The 21788-nt window shown below is 61.1% G+C and carries 20 protein-coding genes and 1 riboswitch; of the genes, 9 read left to right on the top strand and 11 right to left on the bottom strand.

Annotation, left to right across the window (positions count from 1 at the left end; all coding sequences use genetic code 11):
- Positions 1 to 19: 19 nt before the first annotated feature.
- From nagA to PMI03_RS09270, 5 genes are all read right to left on the bottom strand, one after another.
- A complete protein-coding gene (gene nagA / locus PMI03_RS09290) occupies positions 20 to 1177 on the bottom strand; it encodes an N-acetylglucosamine-6-phosphate deacetylase (protein ID WP_007692271.1) in 1158 nt (385 codons plus the stop codon).
- A complete protein-coding gene (locus PMI03_RS09285; protein WP_007692270.1) occupies positions 1177 to 2208 on the bottom strand; it encodes an SIS domain-containing protein in 1032 nt (343 codons plus the stop codon). The genes nagA and PMI03_RS09285 overlap by 1 nt, the downstream gene beginning before the upstream one ends.
- A complete protein-coding gene (locus PMI03_RS09280; protein ID WP_007692269.1) occupies positions 2205 to 2978 on the bottom strand; it encodes a GntR family transcriptional regulator in 774 nt (257 codons plus the stop codon). The genes PMI03_RS09285 and PMI03_RS09280 overlap by 4 nt, the downstream gene beginning before the upstream one ends.
- Before the next feature lie 123 nt (positions 2979 to 3101).
- Entirely contained in the window at positions 3102 to 4127 is a 1026-nt protein-coding gene (locus tag PMI03_RS09275; RefSeq protein ID WP_007692268.1) for an aldose epimerase family protein, read from the bottom strand.
- A 248-nt stretch (positions 4128 to 4375) separates the two neighbouring features.
- Positions 4376 to 4963: a TetR/AcrR family transcriptional regulator gene (locus PMI03_RS09270; protein WP_007692266.1), complete on the bottom strand. Its 588-nt coding sequence runs from the start codon at positions 4961 to 4963 to the stop codon at positions 4376 to 4378.
- Positions 4964 to 5103: 140 nt separating this feature from the next.
- On the opposite strand from PMI03_RS09270, the gene PMI03_RS09265 reads away from it, so the two are divergent.
- Positions 5104 to 5661, top strand: a complete 558-nt coding sequence (locus PMI03_RS09265) for a DUF308 domain-containing protein (protein WP_007692263.1) — start codon at positions 5104 to 5106, stop codon at positions 5659 to 5661.
- A 65-nt stretch (positions 5662 to 5726) separates the two neighbouring features.
- On the opposite strand, the gene PMI03_RS09260 is transcribed toward PMI03_RS09265, so the two are convergent.
- The 4 genes from PMI03_RS09260 to PMI03_RS09245 form a co-directional block, all read right to left on the bottom strand.
- Positions 5727 to 6914, bottom strand: a complete 1188-nt coding sequence (locus tag PMI03_RS09260; protein ID WP_007692261.1) for a VWA domain-containing protein — start codon at positions 6912 to 6914, stop codon at positions 5727 to 5729.
- A gap of 3 nt (positions 6915 to 6917) precedes the next feature.
- The gene (gene metA / locus PMI03_RS09255) at positions 6918 to 7844 is read right to left on the bottom strand and encodes a homoserine O-succinyltransferase (protein ID WP_007692255.1); all 927 of its coding nucleotides are present in this window, start codon (positions 7842 to 7844) and stop codon (positions 6918 to 6920) included.
- A 48-nt stretch (positions 7845 to 7892) separates the two neighbouring features.
- Positions 7893 to 7970: riboswitch (SAM riboswitch) on the bottom strand.
- A gap of 80 nt (positions 7971 to 8050) precedes the next feature.
- Positions 8051 to 8473 (bottom strand): NUDIX domain-containing protein, encoded by a 423-nt coding sequence (locus PMI03_RS09250; protein ID WP_007692254.1) that lies wholly within the window; start codon positions 8471 to 8473, stop codon positions 8051 to 8053.
- Positions 8473 to 9315 (bottom strand): MoxR family ATPase, encoded by an 843-nt coding sequence (locus PMI03_RS09245; protein WP_007692253.1) that lies wholly within the window; start codon positions 9313 to 9315, stop codon positions 8473 to 8475. Before PMI03_RS09245 ends, PMI03_RS09250 begins: the two co-directional genes overlap by 1 nt.
- A gap of 167 nt (positions 9316 to 9482) precedes the next feature.
- On the opposite strand from PMI03_RS09245, the gene PMI03_RS09240 reads away from it, so the two are divergent.
- Complete coding sequence (locus PMI03_RS09240) at positions 9483 to 11342, top strand: ABC transporter ATP-binding protein/permease (protein WP_007692252.1); 1860 nt, start codon at positions 9483 to 9485, stop codon at positions 11340 to 11342.
- 143 nt (positions 11343 to 11485) lie between these two features.
- On the opposite strand, the gene efp is transcribed toward PMI03_RS09240, so the two are convergent.
- Entirely contained in the window at positions 11486 to 12055 is a 570-nt protein-coding gene (efp, locus tag PMI03_RS09235; protein ID WP_007692250.1) for an elongation factor P, read from the bottom strand.
- 150 nt (positions 12056 to 12205) lie between these two features.
- Between efp and epmA the strand changes: the two genes are divergently transcribed.
- The 7 genes from epmA (at position 12206) to PMI03_RS09200 (ending at position 20473) form a co-directional block, all read left to right on the top strand.
- On the top strand, positions 12206 to 13270 hold the full coding sequence (gene epmA / locus PMI03_RS09230) for an EF-P lysine aminoacylase EpmA (protein WP_007692249.1): 1065 nt from the start codon (positions 12206 to 12208) through the stop codon (positions 13268 to 13270).
- Positions 13267 to 14319, top strand: coding sequence for a lysine-2,3-aminomutase-like protein (locus PMI03_RS09225; protein ID WP_007692248.1), 1053 nt, complete (start codon positions 13267 to 13269; stop codon positions 14317 to 14319). The genes epmA and PMI03_RS09225 overlap by 4 nt, the downstream gene beginning before the upstream one ends.
- Positions 14320 to 14673: 354 nt before the next feature.
- Positions 14674 to 14925, top strand: coding sequence for an acyl carrier protein (locus tag PMI03_RS09220; protein WP_007692247.1), 252 nt, complete (start codon positions 14674 to 14676; stop codon positions 14923 to 14925).
- Entirely contained in the window at positions 14925 to 16118 is a 1194-nt protein-coding gene (locus tag PMI03_RS09215) for an acyl-CoA dehydrogenase family protein (protein ID WP_007692245.1), read from the top strand. Before PMI03_RS09220 ends, PMI03_RS09215 begins: the two co-directional genes overlap by 1 nt.
- 5 nt (positions 16119 to 16123) lie before the next feature.
- Positions 16124 to 17032, top strand: coding sequence for an amino acid--[acyl-carrier-protein] ligase (locus PMI03_RS09210; protein ID WP_007692244.1), 909 nt, complete (start codon positions 16124 to 16126; stop codon positions 17030 to 17032).
- 2 nt (positions 17033 to 17034) lie between these two features.
- Positions 17035 to 17994 carry a DUF1839 family protein gene (locus PMI03_RS09205; RefSeq protein WP_039973722.1) on the top strand — a complete coding sequence of 320 codons (960 nt, stop codon included), beginning with the start codon at positions 17035 to 17037 and terminating at the stop codon, positions 17992 to 17994.
- Between the two features lie 7 nt (positions 17995 to 18001).
- Entirely contained in the window at positions 18002 to 20473 is a 2472-nt protein-coding gene (locus PMI03_RS09200; protein ID WP_007692242.1) for a glycoside hydrolase family 2 protein, read from the top strand.
- A 207-nt stretch (positions 20474 to 20680) separates the two neighbouring features.
- Here the strand turns inward: PMI03_RS09200 and PMI03_RS09195 are convergent, their stop codons facing one another.
- Positions 20681 to 21760, bottom strand: coding sequence for an ABC transporter ATP-binding protein (locus PMI03_RS09195; protein ID WP_039973721.1), 1080 nt, complete (start codon positions 21758 to 21760; stop codon positions 20681 to 20683).
- Between the last annotated feature and the right edge of the window lie 28 nt (positions 21761 to 21788).

Here is a 21788-nt window from a genome sequence, read left to right as displayed (position 1 = left end):
GAGTTCCTCATTTGTGGTCTCAGGCCGATGGCTGGCCCGAGATCCATGTCTTGGTGACTTCGATGCCGTCGGTGATGTGGACGATATCGGCGCGGGCACCGGGTGTCAGATATCCGCGATCGGCAAGCCTCAGGAAGCGGGCCGGATAGGAGGTTGCCATGCGCAGAGCCTCCGCCAGCGGCAATTCGAGGATGTTGACGCCGTAGCGGATGGTTGAGGCCATATCGACATCGGAACCGGCGAGCGTGCCGTCATCCAAAGTCAGCTTCGAGCAGTAGCCGCCCCTGACGCGATAGACGGTGCGGCCGTTCAGCGTGAAACTGTCGAGGGCTGTGCCGACCAGCGACATTGCGTCAGTGACGAAGAACAGCCGGCCTTCGCCGCGTTTTGCACGCAAGGCAATTCGCAGTGCGCGCGGATCGACATGATGGCCGTCGGCGATGATGCCGCACCAGGGGGCGGGATGGTCGATCGCGGCACCCACGAGGCCGGGCGCGCGATGGCCCATCTGGCTCATGGCGTTGAAGAGATGGGTGACGCCGCGCGCACCGGCGTCGAAACGGGCGTCCGCCGCATCTGCCGTGCAGTCGCTATGGCCGATGCTGACGATGACGCCGCCTTCGCTCAGCGCCTGCACCTGACGTTCGGTCACCTGCTCCGCTGCCATGGTGATCAGCAGCGTGCCGATCGCCTCGCGGGCGCGGATGAAGGTCTTGACGTCGATGTCCTCGACCGGGCGCATCAGTTCGGCCAGATGCGCGCCCTTGCGGGCCGGCGCCAGATGCGGGCCTTCGAGATGCAGGCCGGCGACGCCGCGATTGGCCCTGACGGCTTCGATCGCGGCTTCAATCGCCGCCGTGGTGGCGGCCGCGACATCGGTGATAAGCGTCGGCAGCAGCGCGGTGGTGCCAAAGGGGCGATGCCCCTCGGCGATCATGTACATGGATTCGGGCGACGGGTCGTCGTTCAGCATGCGGCCGCCGCCGCCGTTTACCTGCGCGTCGATGAAGCCGGGGGACAGTACGCCGCCGGCAAGGTGGATCACCTCGGCATTGTCGGGCACATCATTGGCGGCGGTGATTGCCTGCACCCGGCCATTGCCGGTCACCAGCGCGCTATCCTCGTGAAACCGGTCGCCGTCGAAGATGCGCGTGCCGGTAAAGACCTGATAATCCATCACATGGTCTCCGTCACCTTGAGAAGATTAGCCGGCTTATCCGGGTCGAAGCCCTTGCGCCGCGTCACTGCTTCGATGAGGCGATAATAGCAGAGCAGCGACACCAGCGGGTCGAGCAGGCCGTTGCCGGTGGTGGGCATGCGCAGGTTGATGCCGGGGAGGGCCGCGGTGGAGAAGGAGACGGCGGTGGCGCCGAGCTTCTGCAGGCGCTCCAATGCCTGGGCATTGTTGGCAAAGGCCGCGTCGTCGGGCGAGAAGGCGACGATCGGAAAGCCCGGCTGCACCAGCCGCATCGGTCCATGCATCAGCTCGGCGAGGGAGAAGGCCTCAGCGTGCAGGCCGGCGGTTTCCTTGGCCTTGAGCGCTGCTTCCAGCGCAATGGCGAAGGCCGGGCCGCGGCCGCCGGTATAGAGCGAGGTGGCGTTGAAGAGCACGTCCTCGGCCGCCTTGCCGTCGATACCCTGTGTCGCGGCCAATGCTTCCGGCAGTTTGGCGAGACCGGTGGCGAGCGCCTGGTCTCCCGAAATCGCTGCCGTGACGCCGGTCAGCGCTGCAACGGCGGCGATGAAGGATTTGGTGGCGGCGACGCTCTTTTCCGGGCCGGCATTCAGCCCGAGCACGATGTCGGCTTCTTTGGCGAGCGGGCTGTCGGTGACGTTGACGACGGCGATGGTCGTGGCGCCGCCGAGCTTGGCGGCCGCCTGCAACGCGATGATATCGGGGCTGCCGCCGGATTGCGACACGGTGAAATGGATGCCGCCCTTCAAATGGAGGGGTGTGCCATAGACCGAGGCGATCGACGGGCCGATCGAGGCGACGGGCACGCCGCAGGAGATTTCGAAGAGATATTTGAAAAAGGTGGCGGCATGGTCGGAAGAGCCGCGCGCCGCCGTGGTGATCAGGGACGGGCGGGTCGAGGAGACGAGCTTTGCGATTTCGGCAAAGACGGGCTTTTCCTTCTCAAGCAGGGTTGCGACCACGTCCGGCGACTGGCCGGCCTCGGTCAGCATCAAGGATTGGGTGTCGCTCATAGGTCTTCTCCGATTCTCAATTCAGCAACGAAATCGTAGGCATCGCCACGATAGTGCGAGCGGGTGTATTCAACGACGCGCTGGTCTTCCAAGCGCGAAATACGTTCGATCAAAAGCGCGGGCGCGCCGGATTTCACATTCAGGATCGACGCGGAGGACGGATCGAGCGTCACCGCCGTCAGTCGCTGCAACGCGCGGACTGGCTTGAAGCCGTTCCCCGCCAGCGCATCATAGAGCGAACCGTCGGAAACGGCATCCTCGCCCAGAAATTTGATCGGAACGACAGCGCGCTCGATGGCAAGCGGCTGGCCGTCCGCCAGGCGCAACCGGTCGAGCCTTAGCACCGGCTCATCGAGGCGAAGGCCGAGCAGGAAGGATTCTTCCGGAGCGGGCGCGCTGACGATGCGCGACAGGATCCTTGCGGCCGGCTCGCGGCCGCGCGAGCGCATATCGGCGGAGAAGGAGGAGAGGCGCCAGAGCGATTGCTCGATGCGCTCGACATGCTGCGACACGAAGGTGCCGCTGCCATGGCGGGATTCGATGGCGCCAGAGGCAAGCAGGTCGCGATAGGCGGTGCGAACTGTGACGCGGCCGACCTGGAGCGCTTCAGCAAGATCTCGTTCGCCCGGCAGCGCCGCTCCCGCTTTCAGCAGACCTTCCTGAATGAGGCCGGCGAGCGCTTGCGCCAGGCGCTTGTACAGCGGCCCGGTCCGCACCTCGTCGCGCAGGCCACGGCTGTTCAGCTCAGCGATTAAACTGGTTCTATCCATGGAGATTACATAGAACCTATTTAGAACCAGTCTGCAAGGTGATTCTGAGGTGCTGGCTGAAAATGAATCGGCCGGACGCGAGGTGCGCCCGGCCGATGCCAAGAGGAATGAAGTGCTGTCAGCTCAGTTTTTCGTGAAGATATAGTCGGTTTCCTGCCGCAGCACTTCGCCGGGGCGGAGGACGGCATTCGGGAAGCCTTCATGGTTGATGGCGTCGGGCCAGACCTGGGTTTCGAGGCAGAAGCCAGCGAAGGGGCCGATCTTCTGACCGTCATGGCCGGGAACGGGAACATCGAGCTTGAAGCCGGCATAGAACTGCACGCCGGGCTCGGTGGTACGCACTTCCAGCGAGACGCCGGAATTGACGCTGCGCGCCAGCACCACGGAGCGCTTGGCGGTGCGTTCCGGCGACAGGCAGAAATTATGGTCGTAGAGCGCCTGTTCGGCGCCGTCAAAGCGCTTCATCGACGCCATTTCGCGGAAGTCGAAGACGGTGCCTTCGACCGAGCGCACTTCGCCCGTCGGCACCTGCTTTTCGTCCGTCGGGGTATAGTGATCGGCGGCGATCATGATGTCATGGCCGAGTGCGTCGTCGCGGCCGTCGAGGTTGAAATAGGCGTGCTGGCAGACATTGGCGAGTGTCGGTTGGTCGCTGGTCGATTCATAGGTGACGGACAATTCGCCATTGCCATGCACCCGATAGGTCGCCTGGATCGTGCAATTGCCGGGATAGCCGGCGCGGCCGTCGGGATCGACGATCTTCAGCACGACGCGATCGACCGCATGCTCGACGATCGTCCAGTTGCGCTTGGCGATATTGTCCTTGCCGCCGTGCAGGTGGGTGACGCCCTTCTCGTTGAGCTCAAGCTGGTAGTCCTTACCATCAAGCGTGAAGCGGCCGGCGCCGATGCGGTTGGCGCAGCGACCGGGCGTGGCGCCGAAATAGGAGGAATGGGCCGGATAATCGGCGAAATTGTCGAAGCCGAGCAGCAAGGCCGGGCCGTGGCCGTCGAGCCGCAGGTCCTGAATGACGGCGCCCCAGCTGATGATATGCGCCGTAAGCCCACCGCCGACGATCTTGGCGCGATAGACCGTTTCACCGGTTGGCGTCGTTCCGAAAACTTCCCGTTGCAAACTGTTTTCCGTCATATCAGCTCATCCATTCCTATCAGAAATTCGAGGTCAGACCCTGCCCCCATTCGCGCCGATCCGCAACCAGTTCGAATGCGAAATTTAGGTGTGATGGAATGCCTATCAAGGCTAGCTTCGGCTTTGTTTCATTGGCTTCAGAGTTGCCAGACTGCGCTGGAAATTTGCAAGGCGTATGACAGGTGAGTGCATTGGTTCCTGTTTGGGCCTATGCAGTCATCCATTGAATGCCTTTACCTGCCAGTTCCTTAGCGAGCCGGTGTCAGAAGCCTGGTGAACTGGGGGGTGACGATTGTGGTGAACAGTTCGGGATCGCTGAACGCTCTTGCAGAGAGCATTGCCCCATGAACTGAAGCCATCAGCATCTGGGCCTCCTCTTCCGGCTGCTTGTCCAACCGGAACAGGCCCTGCTCTGCTCCAGTCGCAAGCACCGACTTAAGCCATCTCGCGAGACTATGGAAATGGGCGCGGACGCGCGACGCGACCTCCTCCGGCAGCATCTGCATCTCGCCAGCGAGCATGGCACAGATGCAGAAGGGCAGCGAGGTATCGCGAATGCATGTTTGCCAGAAATTCAGGTAGGCCCGCAGTTGTTCGGCAGGGCTTGAGAATTGCTCACGAAGAGAATTTAAACCCGTTTCAGCCTGCTGCCTGTAGCGATCCACCAGCACGGCGACCAACTCGGCCTTCGTCGGAAAGTGATGATGGATACTCGCCTTCCTGATGCCGATTGCAACTGAGATGTCGGCATAGCTGAACCCGTTGTAGCCTCCCGCAACGATGAGAGACTGCGCGGTGTCGAGAATTTTTTCCGAAGTCGAAGTCATTGATTTCATGTCGCTGCCTACCTTCTGGTAGGTCGTTTGTCAAGATCGATGCGGCGCTTCCGCTGCTCACAAAGAGGTGTTCGAGTGTCGAGTTGACACAAGAATTATGCCTCCCTACTAGTAGGTAGATTACAACATGGAGTCTACCGATGCAGAACCAATCTTCGACCCAGCCCAGCTGGCTGCGATCCTATTATTTCGTGCGCGCCATATTTTCTATCGCCTGGATTGCCGCCGCCATTCTCTTCAGCGGGCAATCTCATCTCACCGCCTTTCTGCTTGCGATCTATCCGGCGTGGGACGCCCTCGCCAATCTGGTTGACGCCCGGGTCAATGGCGGCCTGAGAGCCAACTCATCCCAAGCACTGAATGTCGTGGTCAGCACGATAACCGCGCTCGCCGTGATCGTGGCCATCAGCAACAGCACTTATGCCGTTCTGGCCGTGTTTGGGGTTTGGGCAATCCTCTCGGGTCTCCTGCAACTCTACACCGCGGTCAGGCGTTGGCGTCACTATGGTGCGCAATGGGTGATGATCCTGAGTGGCGCCCAGTCGGCGCTTGCCGGTGGCTTCATGATCAGCCGATCCCTTGGTACCGCAGCGCCGACGATTCTGGATATCACCCCCTATGTCGGGTTCGGCGCCTTCTACTTCCTGCTTTCGGCAATCTGGCTTGCCGTCGCGGCCTATCGCAACGCAAACGCATAGGCGTGGTCCATTCTCGTCGATCAAGCTCTGTGCCTGACCATCACCAAACTAGGAGCTGATCGAGATCACCGCGACAGTTCCCTCGTAGCCCTCTCCAGCCCGCCGAGGGTCAGCGGATACATCCGGTCGGAAAACAGGCGGCGGATGATCGAGATCGAGGTGGTGTGGCTCCAATAGTCTTCGGGTACGGGGTTGAGCCAGATGCATTTGCGGAAATGGCCGGTCATGCGGTTGAGCCAGGCTTCGCCGGCTTCCTTGTTCCAGTGTTCGACCGAGCCGCCCGGTTGGACGATCTCGTAGGGGCTCATCGAGGCGTCGCCGACGAAGACGATGCGGTAGTCGGAGCCGAAGGTGCGGATCAGGTCTGATGTCGCGGTGATGTCGATGCGCCGGCGGCGATTGTCCTTCCACACGCCTTCATAGAGGCAATTGTGGAAGTAGAAATATTCCATGTGCCGGAATTCGGCGCGGGCGGCGGAGAAGAGTTCCTCGACCACGCGAATATGATCGTCCATCGAGCCGCCGATGTCGAAGAACATCAGCAGCTTGACCGCGTTGCGCCGTTCCGGCCTGGTTTGGACGTCGAGATAGCCGTGTTCGGCGGTGGAGCGGATCGTGCCGGACAGGTCGAGTTCGTCGTCGGCACCTTCGCGCACCCAGCGACGCAGCCGCTTCAGCGCCAGCTTGATGTTGCGGGTGCCGAGCTCGACGCCGTCGTCAAGATTTTGAAACTCGCGCCGGTCCCAGACCTTCACCGCCTTGCGGTGATTGGAGGTTTCCTGGCCGATGCGGACGCCCTCGGGATTGTAGCCATGCGCGCCGAAAGGCGAGGTGCCCGCGGTGCCGATCCATTTCGAGCCGCCCTGATGCCGGCCTCTCTGTTCGTCGAGGCGCTGGCGCAGCGTTTCCATCAGTTTCTCGAAGCCGCCGAGCGCCTCGACCAGCTTCTTTTCTTCTTCCGTCAGATGTTTCTCAGTGAGTTTGCGCAGCCATTCCTCGGGAATGGTGGCCGCCTCGACCGTCTCCGGGCCGCCGCTAATCGCCTCGACGCCGCGGAAGTAATCGGCAAAGACCTGATCGAAACGGTCGATGAAGCGCTCGTCCTTGATCAGCGTCGCGCGGGCCAGATAGTAGAAGGCTTCGACATCATAATCGGCGATCCCCTCTTCCATTCCCTCCAGAAGCGACAGGAATTCCCGGAGGGTCACCGGAACCTTCGCTTCCTTCAGTTTCAGGAAGAAGGGAATGAACAAGGGTCAGAGCCTCTCTTCGCCGATATCCTCCAGATCATAGGGCGTGGTCTGGTAGAGTTCGTTGATCCAGTTGCCGAAGAACAGATGGGCATGGCTGCGCCAGCGGTTCTGCGGCGGGATTTCCGGGTCGTTATGCGGGAAATAATTATGCGGCATCTTGATCGGCACGCCGGCATGCACGTCCCGGAAATATTCGTCCGCCAGCGAGGTGGAATCATACTCCACATGATTGAACATGTAGAGCCGGTTGCAGGCCTGCTCGTGCACCAGGCAGACGCCCATCTCGCTCGACTCCATCAGAATCTCGAGGTTCGGCACCTTCTCGATGTCGGCGCGACGCACTTCCGTCCAGCGCGACACCGGCACGGCGAAGTCGTCGGAGAAGCCGTTGAGATAGACCGAGGACGGCTTCAGGTTCTGGTGGCGGTAGACGCCGAAGGCTTTCTCCTTCAGCGTATATTTCGGCACCTTATGGAAGTGGTAGGCCGCTGCCATGGCGCCCCAGCAGACGTTCAGCGTCGAATGGACATTGGTTGCCGTCCAGTCGAAGATCTGCTTCATCTCATCCCAGTATGTGACCTCTTCATACTCCAGCAGCTCGATCGGCGCGCCGGTAATGATGAAGCCGTCGAACTTGCGGTGCTTCACCTCTTCCCAGGTCTGGTAGAAGGAGAGCAGATGCTCTTCGGAGGTGTTCTTGGCCTTGTGGCCGCCGACGCGCACCAGCGAGAACTCGACCTGTAGCGGCGAGGCGCCGACCAGGCGCGCCATCTGCACCTCGGTCTTGATCTTGTTCGGCATGAGGTTGAGAAGCCCGATCTGAAGGGGACGGATATCCTGACGGATCGCCATCGTCTCAGTCATCACCCGCACACCCTCGTTTTGAAGGGCTTCGAACGCGGGAAGCGTATCGGGAATCTTGATGGGCATCGTTATCACTCGACCAAAAACAAAAACCGGCCGCGATCATGAATCGCTACCGGTCCGCACGCGGCCCTTTAGCGACTTATTTAACGTGGCTGCAAGCCGGCCGGCCAAATCACCACAAGGGAAATTCAATAAACCCGCGGCCTCTATCGGTCAATGGGGAAGCTCTTGAGGGAAAAGGTCGATATCATGCCTCATACCGCCGACCTCTACAGATGTTCAAGGAAGTGCTGCATGCCATAGCCGAGACGCTGCCTCGCTATGGGGATCGGCAGCCAGAAGAAGCGGAAGCGGATGGGGTCGCTGCCGTCGAACGGTGTCATTTCGAGATGGAGCCAGGTATCGGGTGTCGCTTCGGGCAGGGTACAGCGGAAATAGTGTCTCTGATGATGGTATTCGCGCCCGTCCTTTTCGAAGCGGTAGTCGTGAATGCCGAGCGGATTGAGATCGCCCGCCGCAAGCCCGGTCTCTTCCTCGAATTCGCGTGCCGCCGCTGCCGCTATGTCTTCGCCCGGCTCGACGGTGCCGCCGGGAACCTGCAGTTTGACGGTGGGGAAGTCCGGCTCGTCGAAGACCAACAAATACCGGCCGCGCAGCGCATGGATCAGGACTTTGACGGCATCCGGCCGCATCATTTCCCTTGACCCCGCGCCATGAAGGCGAGGCGTTCGAAGAGGTGGACATCCTGCTCGTTCTTCAACAGCGCGCCGTGCAGCTTTGGCAGGACCGTTTTGGCGTCACTGCGCAAGGTCACTGGGTCGACATCATCGGCGACGAGGAGTCGGATCCAGTCGAGGGCTTCGGAGGTAGACGGCTTCTTCTTCAGGCCCGGCACATCGCGGATCTCGAAGAATTGGGTAAGGGCCGCCCGTACCAGCGTCTGCTTGATGCCGGGATAGTGCACCTCGACGATGCGAGTCAGCGTCTCGACATCGGGAAAGCGGATATAGTGGAAGAAGCAGCGGCGCAGGAAGGCGTCCGGCAGCTCTTTTTCGTTGTTCGAGGTGATGATGACGATCGGCCGGATGGTGGCGCGGATGGTTTCGCCGGTCTCGTAGACATGGAACTCCATGCGGTCGAGTTCCTGCAGCAGATCGTTCGGGAATTCGATGTCGGCCTTGTCGATCTCGTCGATCAGCAGCACGCATTTCCTCTGCGCGGTAAAAGCCTGCCAGAGCTTGCCCTGCCGAATGTAATTGCGGACGTCATGGACGCGCTCGTCGCCCAACTGGCTGTCGCGCAGGCGCGAGACGGCATCATATTCGTAGAGCCCCTGCTGCGCCTTGGTGGTCGATTTGATGTTCCATTCGATCAGGTCGAGGCCGAGGGCGGTTGCCACCTGACGGGCTAGTTCCGTCTTGCCGGTGCCCGGCTCACCCTTGACCAGAAGCGGCCGTTCCAGCCGGATGGCGGCATTGACGGCAACCATCAAATCCTTGTCGGCGATGTAGTCCGCAGTTCCCTGAAATTGCATCGGAAGGCTTTCATCAATATTTGAGGTGCAAGCTAGCTTCTGGCCTTACTCGGTTCAAGGCATGAGACGGTGTATATATTGAACGTGATCGCCCTGATGAGCTGCATGGATGGACATGTGGGCAGGTGATGGTTAACTGACGATACGTGCGTCGCAGGGAAGTGTTGATGGCAGTTGAAACGCAAGCCGCGCCGAATATTCAGGGGAACGACCGAGTCGGATACGATTTCAGCGTTCTCTATCGGCTGAGGATGATGTTTTCCGCCTTTTGGGGTTCGGCGGTCCGCATCAGGATCATTTCGCTGACGGTCGCGCTGTTCGTGATCATTCTGGTCACGGCCTATGTTCAGGTCCTGCTCAATAGCTGGAATGCGCCCTTCTATGATTCGCTGGCGCGGCGCGATACCGGCGCCTTCTTCCATCAGCTCGGCGTTTTCGGCATGATTGCCGGCTCGCTTCTTGTCCTCAATGTCATCCAGGCCTGGTTCAACCAGATGACCGCGCTCTATATGCGCGAGGGTCTGGCGCGTGATCTCGTCGATCAATGGCTGAAGGCCAAGCGCGCGCTTCGGCTTGCCTCTTCCGGCCTGATCGGCGTCAATCCGGACCAGCGGCTGCACGAGGATGCGCGCAATCTCGCAGAGAGCACCACGGGCCTGGCGATCGGCCTGGTGCAGGCGACCATCCTGCTCCTGAGCTTCATCGGCGTGCTCTGGGAATTGTCCAGCGGCATGGTCTTCCATTACAACGACATGAGCTTTTCGATCCCCGGCTACATGGTCTGGGCGGCGATTATCTATGCCGGTTCGGCGTCGTTTCTCAGCCAGTTCGTCGGCCGTCGACTGGTACGGCTGAACGCCGACCGCTATTCCAAGGAAGCCGAGCTGCGCTTTGCGCTGATGCATGCCAACGAACACATGCCGGCGATCACCATTGCCGGCGGCCAGGAGAATGAGCGCCGGCGGATCAATCTCGATATTTCCGCCGTGCTTGCCGTCATCCGCCAGCTTGCCATCGCCAACACCAATCTAACCTGGGTCTCGGCCGGTTACGGCTGGCTGGTGCTTATCATCCCGATCCTGGTGGCCGCGCCCGCCTATTTCTCCGGCGGGCTGACCTTCGGCCAGCTGATGGTGGCGGTCGGCGCCTTCAATCAGGTCAATACGGCCTTGCGCTGGTATGTCGCCAATTTCGGCCCGATCGCCGAATGGCGCGCGACGCTGATGCGCGTTACCGATTTCCGCCAGGCGCTGATGGAAATGGACGATACGACGCCGATGCCGCACACCATCACCTTCGACCAGGCGCCTGCCGGCATGATGGCATGGACCGACATGGAGATTTCCACCAAGACCAGCGAGGATGCCATGGAAAACGGCTTCCGCATTCGCGAGGGCTCGGTGACCATCGCCGCCGGCGAGCACATTATGGTCAATGGCGATCATGGCGTGAACCGCAGACTGCTGTTCCAGTCGCTGGCGCATCAATGGAATTGCGGCTCCGGCACAATCAGCATGCCGCCGATGGAAGACATGCTGTTCATGCCGCACACGCCCTATGTGCCGGGCGGCACGCTCCGGGAAGCGATCTGCTTCCCCGAGGATCGGGATGCCTATGATGATGCCGCTGTCGAAGCCGCGATGGACAAGGTCGGCCTTGGCCGCCTGAAGGGCCGGCTCGATACGCAGGCGCGCTGGGACCGGCTGCTGGACAATGACGAGCAGAAGGCCATCGCCTTTGCGCATCTGCTACTGGCAAAGCCGAAATGGATCATCCTCGATGAAGTCATGGAGGGGCTGGAGCTGGATGTCCAGGCCAAGTTCTCAGCACTGCTGACGGAATTTACCGATGCGACCGTGATCTATATCGGCCGCTCCGATGCCTACCTCCAGGCGATGTCGCCGCGCGTGCTGCATCTGCAGGCGCTGGTGCCGCACGAGGAAGAGGTCGCTGCCGCAACCGTTCCGCAGGAACCGGCCGAGGAGCCGGAGGTGAATAGCAAGAAGGCGAATGCGCCGTCGAGGTAATTGGGGTGGTCGCCGGGCACGGCCGTCGATGTTGCGACTATTTGCATGGCCACCCATCTGGCCATCATCATACCAAGACCCCAAAACAAAAACGCCCCGTCGATAAGACAGGGCGTTTTTGATGAAACCACAAGGCCGATTGCTCAGTCCTTGGCGCGCTCGACGTAGGAAACGTCTTCCGTGGCGATGACGACGCGGGTGCCGGCGTTGATGTGCGGCGGCACCAGGGTGCGGACGCCATTTGACAGGGTCGCAGGCTTGTAGGAGGAGGAGGCTGTCTGACCCTTGACGACCGGTTCCGTCTCGGCAATTTCCAGCGTGACGTGGCGCGGCAGCTGGAGTGCCAGCGCAATGCCTTCATGCATCGACAGGACGCAGGTCATGCCTTCCTGAAGGAAGGCTTTCTGGTCGCCCATGGTTTCGACATCGACGACGACCTGATCGTAGGAGACCGGGTTCATGAAGTGGAAGCCTTCGCCGTCTTCATAGAGGTACTGGAAGTTCACGTCTTCGACGAAGGCGCGCTCGACCTGTTCGGTGGTGCGCCAGCGTTCGGACACCTTAACGCCGTCGACGATGCGGCGCATGTCGACCTGGGTAACCGGCGTACCCTTGCCCGGATGAAAGTTCGCGGCGGTGAGAACGACGTAGAGCTTGCCGTCGACGTCGAGAACGTTGCCCTTGCGGACCGAAGAGGCGATGACCTTGACCATAAGACTTCCTTGTAACTCAGCTTGTCGCGTCGTAGAGGACTGTCGAAATACATCCCAAGACGCAGCTATTGTTTGCTTGGGGGCGCAACTACCCTAAATCAGCGGAAATAGCCACCCCCCAACCCGGGCGGTCTTAAGAAGAAAGCATCGATGGAGCCAACGAGCAGCAGAGCGTCCCCCTGGTGGACCCGCAGCGTCCATGCGGACCGGCGGCCGTTCCTTCTTGGCCGCAACGCCATCCAGGCGGCGCTGCGCGGTTTCTTCGCGCGCAACGACTTCATCGAGGTCGACACGGCGACGCTGCAGGTGTCGCCGGGCAACGAGGCGCATCTGCATGCTTTCGCCACCGAGGCACTGACGACGGATGGCCAGGCGGCGCCCTTCTATCTGCACACCTCGCCGGAATTTGCTTGCAAGAAGCTGCTTGCCGCCGGCGAGGAGCGCATCGCCTGTTTCGCCCATGTCTACCGCAATCGCGAGCGCGGGCCGCTGCACCATCCGGAATTCACCATGCTGGAATGGTACCGGGCCGGCGAGACCTATGAGACACTGATGAATGATTGCGCCGTCTTGCTGGCGCTAGCAGCGGAGACAGTTGGGGCGAAGAAGCTCACCTATCGCGGCGCGGAGACCGATCCGTTTCTCGCGCCGGAACGCATCAGCGTTGCCGCCGCCTTCGAGCGTCATGCCGGGATCGATTTGCTCGGCTCGGTCGGCCTCGACGGCTCCACGGATCGTGAGCATCTGGCAGCCGAGATGCGGCGTGTCGGCATGCGCGTTGCCGATGACGACCATTGGGCCGATCTCTTCAGCCGCGTGCTGGTCGAGAAGGTCGAGCCCTATCTCGGTTTTGGCCGAGTGACGATCCTTGATGAATATCCGGTCTCGGAGGCCGCTCTTGCCCGGCCTTCGGCTGCGGATCATCGCGTGGCCGAGCGCTTCGAGCTCTATGCCTGCGGCGTCGAGCTTGCCAATGCTTTCGGCGAACTCACCAATGCACAAGAGCAGCGGCGGCGGTTCGAGATCGAGATGGCGGAGAAGGCGCGGATCTATGGCGAGACCTATCCGCTGGATGAGGATTTTCTGCAGGCGCTGGCCGTCATGCCGGAAGCGAGCGGCATTGCGCTCGGCTTCGACCGGCTGGTAATGTTGGCGACCGGGGCTTCCAGGATCGAGCAGGTGCTCTGGGCGCCAGTATCGGAGTTTGGTTCATGAATGTGATGCGCCCAATCAGAACTGTCGATGACCTCGAGCAGGCCGGACTGATCGATAGCGCCGAGGCGCTTTCGCTGGAAGTGGTGGCGGAGCGTTATGCCATCGCCCTGACGCCGACGGTTGCCCGGTTGATCGACAAGGCCGACCCCGCCGACCCGATCGCCCGGCAATTCGTGCCCGACATGGCCGAACTCGTCGTTACGCCGGAGGAGCGGGCCGATCCGATCAGCGATCATGCCTATAGCCCGGTCGAGGGCATCGTCCATCGCTATCCCGACCGTGTGCTGTTGAAGGCCGTGCATGTCTGCCCGGTCTATTGCCGCTTCTGCTTCCGCCGCGAGATGGTCGGGCCGCAGGGGCTCGGGACGCTGGATGGCGCGGCGCTCGATGCTGCCTTTGCCTATATCCGTGACCATGAGGAGATCTGGGAGGTGATCCTCACCGGCGGCGATCCGTTGGTGCTGTCGCCGCGCCGGCTCGAAGAGATGCTGCGGCAGCTTGCCGATATCGAGCATGTGAAGATCGTTCGCTTCCATACCCGCGTGCCTGTCGTCGATCCGCTGAAGATCGACGGGGCACTGATTGCGGCGCTGAAGGCGAGCGGCAAGACCGTTTATCTGGCGCTGCATGCCAACCATCCGCGCGAACTGACGGCGGAGGCGCGCGCCGCCTGTGCCCGGCTGGTGGATGCCGGCATCGTGCTGGTCAGCCAATCCGTGCTGCTGAAGGGCGTCAATGATGATCCGGATGTGCTGGCTTCATTGATGAAGGCTTTCGTCGAAACGCGGATCAAGCCCTATTATCTGCACCACCCTGATCTTGCTCCCGGCACCAGTCATTTCCGCCTGACGATCGCAGAGGGACAGGCAATCGTCGCGGCGTTGCGGGGTCGTATCTCCGGCCTCTGCCAGCCGACCTATATCCTCGACATTCCCGGTGGCCACGGCAAGGCGGATATCGGCAAGAGCGCGGTTCGCGAGTTTGGCGAAGGCTGCTATTCCGTCTCGGACTATCGTGGCGGCGAGCATCTCTATCCACCGGAGGGATAGTGAAGCGGTTTTCCGCTCCTGCGTTGTTTTGCACTGTCTGCAACTCCAAATTTCATAGGAACTCGCGTGGAAATTTGGCACATTAACCTTGCTGCGACGTGCCGTTCTTTCGCGCATCACAGTGGATAAATTTTAGAATTCTGAAATATTGCGCTGTAAACGACAGGTTGCATGGCTTAAATATCGTAAATTTCATTTAGATAAATCTTATATTCAATATATTCTTGCTAAGTATAGCGTCGTTATATTTACCACGTCGCTTAGTGGAATGTTCTATTTTACCTGTTACTTCTCAGGCGAAGATAAGGCCGCGTTACTGTGGTCGTGTTTGTGATTGCCTGGAGGGACGACAGGATGAATGAGACGATTCGCGATTTGCTGGCCAAGTTCGGCGCACTTCCCGTTACGATGGATCAGATTGCCGACGATGCCGATCTCTATGCGGCGGGGCTCTCCTCCTTTGCATCAGTGCAACTGATGCTCGGCATCGAGGATGCCTTCGACATCGAATTTCCCGACAATCTGCTCAACCGCAAATCCTTTGCCAGTATCGTCGCCATCGAAAAAACGGTCGGCATGATCCTGGACAGCCGAAAGGTCGCCTGATGAACGTGGCGGTCGCTTTGGTTGACGCCGGGGCCGGCGACAAGATGACGGCGCGGGCCGCGCGTGTCGCAGCGATTGCGGGCAAGTATGCCGATGCGGTCGATGTCGAAGGCCGCTTCCCCCGTGAGGCAGTCGAGGCAATGCGGACCGAGAAGCTGTTGTCGGTCCAGATCTCCGACGAACTTGGCGGCGAGGGCGCGTCGATCACCGAGATCGCCGAGCTTTGCTCCATCCTCGGTCAGGCCTGTGCCGCCAGCGCCATGGTTTTCGCCATGCATCAGATCAAGCTGTCGAGCCTGGTCGAACACGGCGCCGGCAGCGACTGGCACCGCGACTTCATGCGCCGCATCGCCAAAGAACAGCTTCTGCTGGCCTCGGCGACCACGGAAGGTGGGATCGGCGGCAATCTGCGCAACAGCATCTGCGCCATCAAGGTCGAGGGTGACAGTTGCTTTCTAGAGAAAGACGCGACCGTTATCTCCTATGGCGCCCATGCGGATGCGATCCTGATTACCTCGCGCAGCCATGCCGAAGCGGCCTCTTCCGACCAGGTGCTGACCGTTTTCTTGAGAGATCAATATACGCTTGAACGCACCGTCGAGTGGAACACGCTCGGTATGCGCGGCACCTGCTCCGACGGCTTCCTGTTCAAGGGCGAAGCGCCTGCCGTTCAGATCCTGCCGAAACCCTTTGCCGAGATTGCCGCGCAGTCGATGCTGGCAAGCTCGCATCTGCTCTGGAGCGGTGTCTGGTACGGAATTGCCGCCGATGCCGTTGCCCGCGCCCAGGCTTTCGTGCGCGCCGCGGCTCGCAAGTCGCCGGGCACGCAGCCGCCGGGCGCATTGCGGCTCGCCGAAGTCTCCGGCCTGCTGCAAATGGTGAAATCCAATGTCGTCGCCGGCCTGAAAGTCTATGAAGAGGCGAAGGCCGATGCCGATCGTCTCTCCTCGATGGCCTTTGCCGTCGCCATGAACAACGTCAAGATCGCGTCGTCGGAGATGATCCTTCCGATCATCAACCATGCCATGCTAATCTGCGGCATCATGGGCTACAAGAACGGGACGCCCTATAGTCTCGGCCGCCATCTGCGCGACGCGCATTCCGCTCAATTGATGATCTCGAATGACCGCATTCTCGGCAATACGTCGACCATGCTGCTCGTCCACAAACAAGATACCAGCCTGTTGGGGTAATCGTCATGGATATGCAAACATCGTTTCTCGACCGCCTTTTCGAATCCGGTCTTCTGATCGACACCGGCGTTGACGGTCTTTATGGCCGCAGCGGCCAGTTCGAAGATGTCATCGCCGCCTTCGAGCGGCTGATCGACAGGTTCGGCGGCGCCGACGGCGCCGAAGCCATCCGCTTTCCGCCGGGCATGAACCGCGCCTTCTTCGAGACGAGCGGCTACATGAAGAGCTTCCCGCAGCTTGCCGGCACCGTGCACAGCTTCTGCGGCAGCGAACTCGACCATATGAGTCTCTTGAAATGCATGGAGGTCGGCGAGGACTGGACGAAAGAGCAGCAAGCGACCGATATCGTGCTGACGCCGGCGGCCTGCTATCCGCTTTATCCGACGGTCGCCAAGCGTGGTTACCTGCCGGAAGCTGGTGCGCTCTTCGATCTGCAGTCCTATTGCTTCCGCCATGAGCCTTCCAAGGATCCGGCCCGCCAGCAACTGTTCCGCATGCGCGAATATGTCTGCATGGGCACCGACAAGCATGTGACCGACTTCCGCCAGAGCTGGATGGATCGCGGTATCGAGATGATGAAGGCCGTTGGCCTCGACGTCGTCATCGATGTCGCTAATGATCCGTTCTTCGGCCGGGCCGGCAAGATGCTCGCCAACAACCAGCGCGACCAGAACCTGAAGTTCGAGTTGCTGATCCCGATCACTTCGTCGGCCAATCCGACCGCCTGCATGAGCTTCAACTATCACCAGGACGCCTTCGGCGCGAAATGGGGTCTGAATTTCGCCGACGGCAGTGTCGCGCATACGGCCTGCGTCGGCTTCGGCCTGGAGCGTATCGCGCTGGCGCTGTTCCATCACCATGGTCTCGATACGAAGGATTGGCCCGAGGGCGTGCGCAAGGCGCTGTGGGGCTGATCGTGGCTTCCATCTTTGCGGGCCTCGATCCCGCCGCCTACAAACCACATGCGCTGCACGACAGCGAGCGCATGTGGCCGGAAACCAATTGCTATATCGATCTCTGGATCGAAGTGCTGGCGAGCCTGAAACTACCGCCGGAAGCCATGCTTGGTTTTACGATGGGTCAGGACTTCGAGGGCGATCAATTCACCTTCTTCAAGGTGCCGCTCGAGGATCTCGAAGCGCTCTACGGCATCCGCTGCACGGAGCTGGCGATCTACGACAAGGTCGAGCGTCATGTCGCCGAGCAGGTCGGTCGCGGCCGGCTCTGCCTGGTGGAGATGGATTCCTTCTACATGCCGGACACCCAGGGCGTCGGCTATCGCCGCGAGCATGGCAAGACGACCGTAGCCATCAACCGGCTGGATCTGGCGGGCCGCGAGCTCGACTATTTCCACAATGGCGGTTTCTTTCAGCTGTCGGGCGAGGATTTCGACGGGCTGTTCCAGCTGCATCTGACAAACGAAGATCTGCCCTTCCTGCCCTATACGGAATTCGCGAAGTTCCCGGAGATCAAGCCCGGCGAGGCGGCTATCCGGCAAACATCCAGGCAGCTGCTGGCCTTCCATTTTCGTCGTCGTCCGGTGGCCAATCCCATCCGCGCCTTCGCGGCGGTTTTCCCGGCGCAGGTCGAAGCCTTGGCCGAGCGCCCCTTCGGCTTCTTCCATAAATATGCTTTCAACACGCTGCGCCAAGTCGGCGCCAATTTCGAGCTGGCGGGCAGCCATCTCGATTGGCTGTCGGCGGATTTTGCCGAGGCTGCGGCTCAGGCACGGCGGATTTCGGAAGTGGCGAAATCGGTGCAGTTCCAGCTTGCCCGCGCCATCACGCGCAAGAAATTCGAGCCGTTGCAGACGGCGCTTGATCCGGCGGCGGATGCATGGGATTCCATGATGGGGCTGCTGGAACAAAAGCTTTAGGGATCCAATGCACGGGCGTTTGGCTGATATCAGCGGCAAGACGCCGCTGAGCGAAGGATGGAATCTGGTTCTGACGGATGCGGGCGTCTGCGCTTCGCCTTCGGACCTGTCGTTTTCGGTTGGCCTCATCCCCGCGCCAGTGCCGGGTACCGTGGCCGAGGCATTGGAAAAGGCCGGGCTTTTTAATCGGGAGCATCCGCATCCGCTGAACGACCGGGACGCCTGGTATCTCTGCCGGTTGGTCGATGCCGAGGCCGGTAATGCGGTGCTGCGGCTTGAGGGATTGGCAACGCTCTGCGACGTCTTTCTGAACGGACGCAAAATTCTCGTCTCCGAGAGCATGTTCGAAACGCATGATCTTGCCGTTCATCTGCTGGGCGGCGACGAGCTGGCCCTGTGTTTTCGCGCACTGGAGCCGCGCCTTGCCGAGCCCGGCCCGCGCGCCCGCTGGCGGCCGCAGATGATCACGCCGCAGGGATTACGGCTGGTGCGAACGACGCTGCTTGGCCACATGCCCGGCTGGTGCCCGGAAATCCATGCCGTCGGGCCATGGCGGCCGGTGTCGCTGCTGCGTCCGTATAAGCCTGTTATTCGCGACCTTTCGCTGCGTCCGGATTTGCTGGAGGATGGCGAGGGTCGGCTCTATGCCTCGTTGTCGATCGAAGGACATGTGAGCGACGTCATGCTTCGCTGTGGCGAGGTCGAGCAGGCTTTCGAGCGAGACAGCCATGGCCGCTGCACGGCGATCCTGAAAATCCCCCGTGTGACGCCATGGTGGCCGCGCACGCATGGCACGCCGTATCTTTATGACGTGACGCTGGTCATCGATGGTGTCGAGCATCCGCTTGGGCGCACCGGCTTTCGTCGGCTGGCTGTCGATCGCGGCGCGGATGGCCGGGATTTCGGCCTGATCGTCAATGGCGAGCGCATCTTCTGCCGTGGGGCGGTCTGGACCACGGCGGATATCCTGCGGCTGCCCGGCGGCCGCGAGGATTATGAGCCCTGGCTGCGGCTGGCGGCGGAAGCGGGTATGAACATGATCCGCATCGGCGGCACCATGGCCTATGAGACGCCGGAGTTCTTCAAGCTCTGCGACGAACTCGGCCTTCTGGTCTGGCAGGATTTCATGTTCGCCAATTTCGATTATCCGAAGGGCGACAAGGGTTTCAACACCCATGTCGAGGCGGAAGTGGCGCAATTTCTTGGCCAAGCACGCCTGTCACCATCGCTCGCTGTGCTTTGCGGCGGCAGCGAGATGCATCAGCAGGCGGCGATGCTCGGCCTGCCGGAGCGGTTCTGGGCAAGTCCGATCGTGGAGGAGATCATTCCGGCGGTCGCGCAATCGCTGCGGCCCGACGTGCCCTATGTCGTCAACTCCCCCTCCGGCGGGGCCATGCCGTTTTCCGCGAATGAAGGGGTGACGCATTACTACGGCGTCGGCGCCTATATGCGGCCGCTCGACGATGCGCGTCGCGCCGATGTCCGTTTCGCGGCGGAAAGCTTGGCTTTCGCGCATGTGCCGCAGGCCCGGACGTTGTCGCGGCATTTGCCGGTTCCAGCGGTCCATAGCCCGCTATGGAAGGAGCGCGTACCGCGCGATCGCGGCGCTTCCTGGGATTTCGAGGATGTGCGTGATCATTATCTTTGCGAACTCTACGGTTTCGAGCCGGATCGGCTGCGGCGGGAGGATCCCGATCTCTATCTCGCTGTGTCGCGGGCTGTCACCGGCGAGGTCGCGGAAGAGACCTATGCTGAATGGCGTCGGCAGGGTTCGGGCTGCAACGGCGCGCTGGTCTGGACGCTGCAGGACCTGCTGCCCGGCCCTGGCTGGGGCGTGATCGATTCGACCGGGGAGCCGAAGCCCGTATGGTATGCGCTCCGCCGGGCTTTCCGGCCGGTGCAGGTGCTGCTCACCGACGAGGGCACCAATGGCCTCGATGTGCATGTGATCAACGAGAGCGATGCGGCGCTTGAGCTCGATCTTGACGTCTCGTGCCTGAGAGACGGACGGCAGAGGGTCGTGGGTGGAAAACGAGAGCTGTCGATTGAGGCTCGTTCCAAGAACAAGATCGCCTGCACGGATCTGTTCGGCGCCTTCTTCGACACCACCTATGCCTTCCGCTTCGGCCCGCCGTCGCATGATGTCACGGTGGCGCAGCTTACGGTGCGCGACACGGGTGCGTTGATTGCTGAAGCTTTCCATTTTCCTCTGGGCAGGACGAAAGCCTTTCACGAGGCGGAAATCGTGGCGTCCGTTTCGCAGCAGGATGGCCAGTGGTTCCTCGATTTGCGCAGCGATCGGCTGGCGCAGTCGCTCCAAGTCGATTTCGAAGCCTATCGGGCCGAGGATGATTGGTTCCATCTGGCGCCTGGTGTGACACGACGGCTGCGGCTTCAACCGAGAGCCGGAATTGCAGTCGGGACCGTTCCGACAGGTCAGGTCAAAACTATCGGTAGCCGGCGAATAATCGAAGTTTGATGGTCGGTGGCAAATTCCAAGTCATTGAAATTGCGAGAGCAGAGGTTTGTTTCTCGCGCTGGTAGGCCGGAAACTGAATGCGTCTCTGCCTACCCCGCTCTTGTAAAAACCAGGAATTAGACGAGGGACGAACCCTCGCCTAATCCCCAGCTTCTGCGTTCTCGCCCACCAGGGGCGAGACAGGCCCCACCTGCGTCAGCAGCCTTCTTACAACGTTGTCCCATCCGGTCCGAACAAATGACAGCGCTCGGGATCGATGCGGATATTCACCGTTTCGCCGGCGCGGATCGCCTGTTGGTCTTCCAGCGCGATGGTCAGTGACTGGCCTCCGTGCAGGGTGGCATAGAGGATCGTCTGGCCGCCGAGATGCTCGACCAGGTCGACATGGGCACTGCCAAGGGCCAGGCCGCGATCGCTGACGTTCAGGTGTTCCGGCCGTGCGCCGAGCGTGACGGTGTCTCCGGGCTGGATGCCGCCCAGCCGTCGCGGCAGGCGGATGGTCTGGCCGTTGAGATCGATGACGGCCGAGCCATCGTCCGAGGCGACGATCTTTGCTCCGAGGAAGTTCATCTTCGGCGAGCCGATGAAGCCGGCGACGAACTTGTTCTTTGGCTTGTTGTAGAGATCGAGCGGCGCGCCGACCTGCTCGATCTTGCCGCCGTTCAGCACGACGATCTTGTCGGCCATGGTCATGGCCTCGGTCTGGTCGTGGGTGACGTAGATCATCGTGTTGCCGAGCCGCTGGTGCAAGCGGGCGATTTCGACGCGCATCTGCACGCGCAGTTCAGCGTCAAGGTTGGAGAGCGGCTCGTCGAAGAGGAAGATATTGGGCTCGCGCACGATGGCGCGGCCGATGGCCACGCGCTGGCGCTGGCCGCCGGAAAGCTGCTTCGGCTTGCGTTGCAGGAGCTGGGTGATCTGCAGGACCTCGGCCGCCTTTTCGACGCGCGGGTGGATCTCCTGCTTCTTCATGCCGGCGGTTTCCAGGCCGAAGGCGAGGTTCTTGTAGACCGACATATGCGGATAAAGCGCATAGGACTGGAACACCATGGCAATGCCGCGCTTGGAGGCGGGGACATCGTTCATGCGGGTGCCGTCGAGATAGAGCGCGCCGCCGGAAATCGGCTCCAGCCCGGCGATCATGCGCAGTAGCGTGGACTTGCCGCAGCCGGACGGGCCGACGAAGACGGTGAATTCCCCCGGTTCGATCTCGAGGTCAATGCCGTGGACGACCTGAAGCTCGCCATAGCGCTTGATGATCTTCTGCAGCGAGACGCTGGTCGCCATGGGCGCATCCTCCTTGTTCCTGATCGCT

Origin of the sequence: Rhizobium sp. AP16, from assembly GCF_000281735.1 — a bacterium.
In the GTDB taxonomy this organism is placed as follows: domain Bacteria; phylum Pseudomonadota; class Alphaproteobacteria; order Rhizobiales; family Rhizobiaceae; genus Rhizobium; species Rhizobium rhizogenes.
This window is presented reverse-complemented; position numbering and strand designations above follow the sequence as displayed.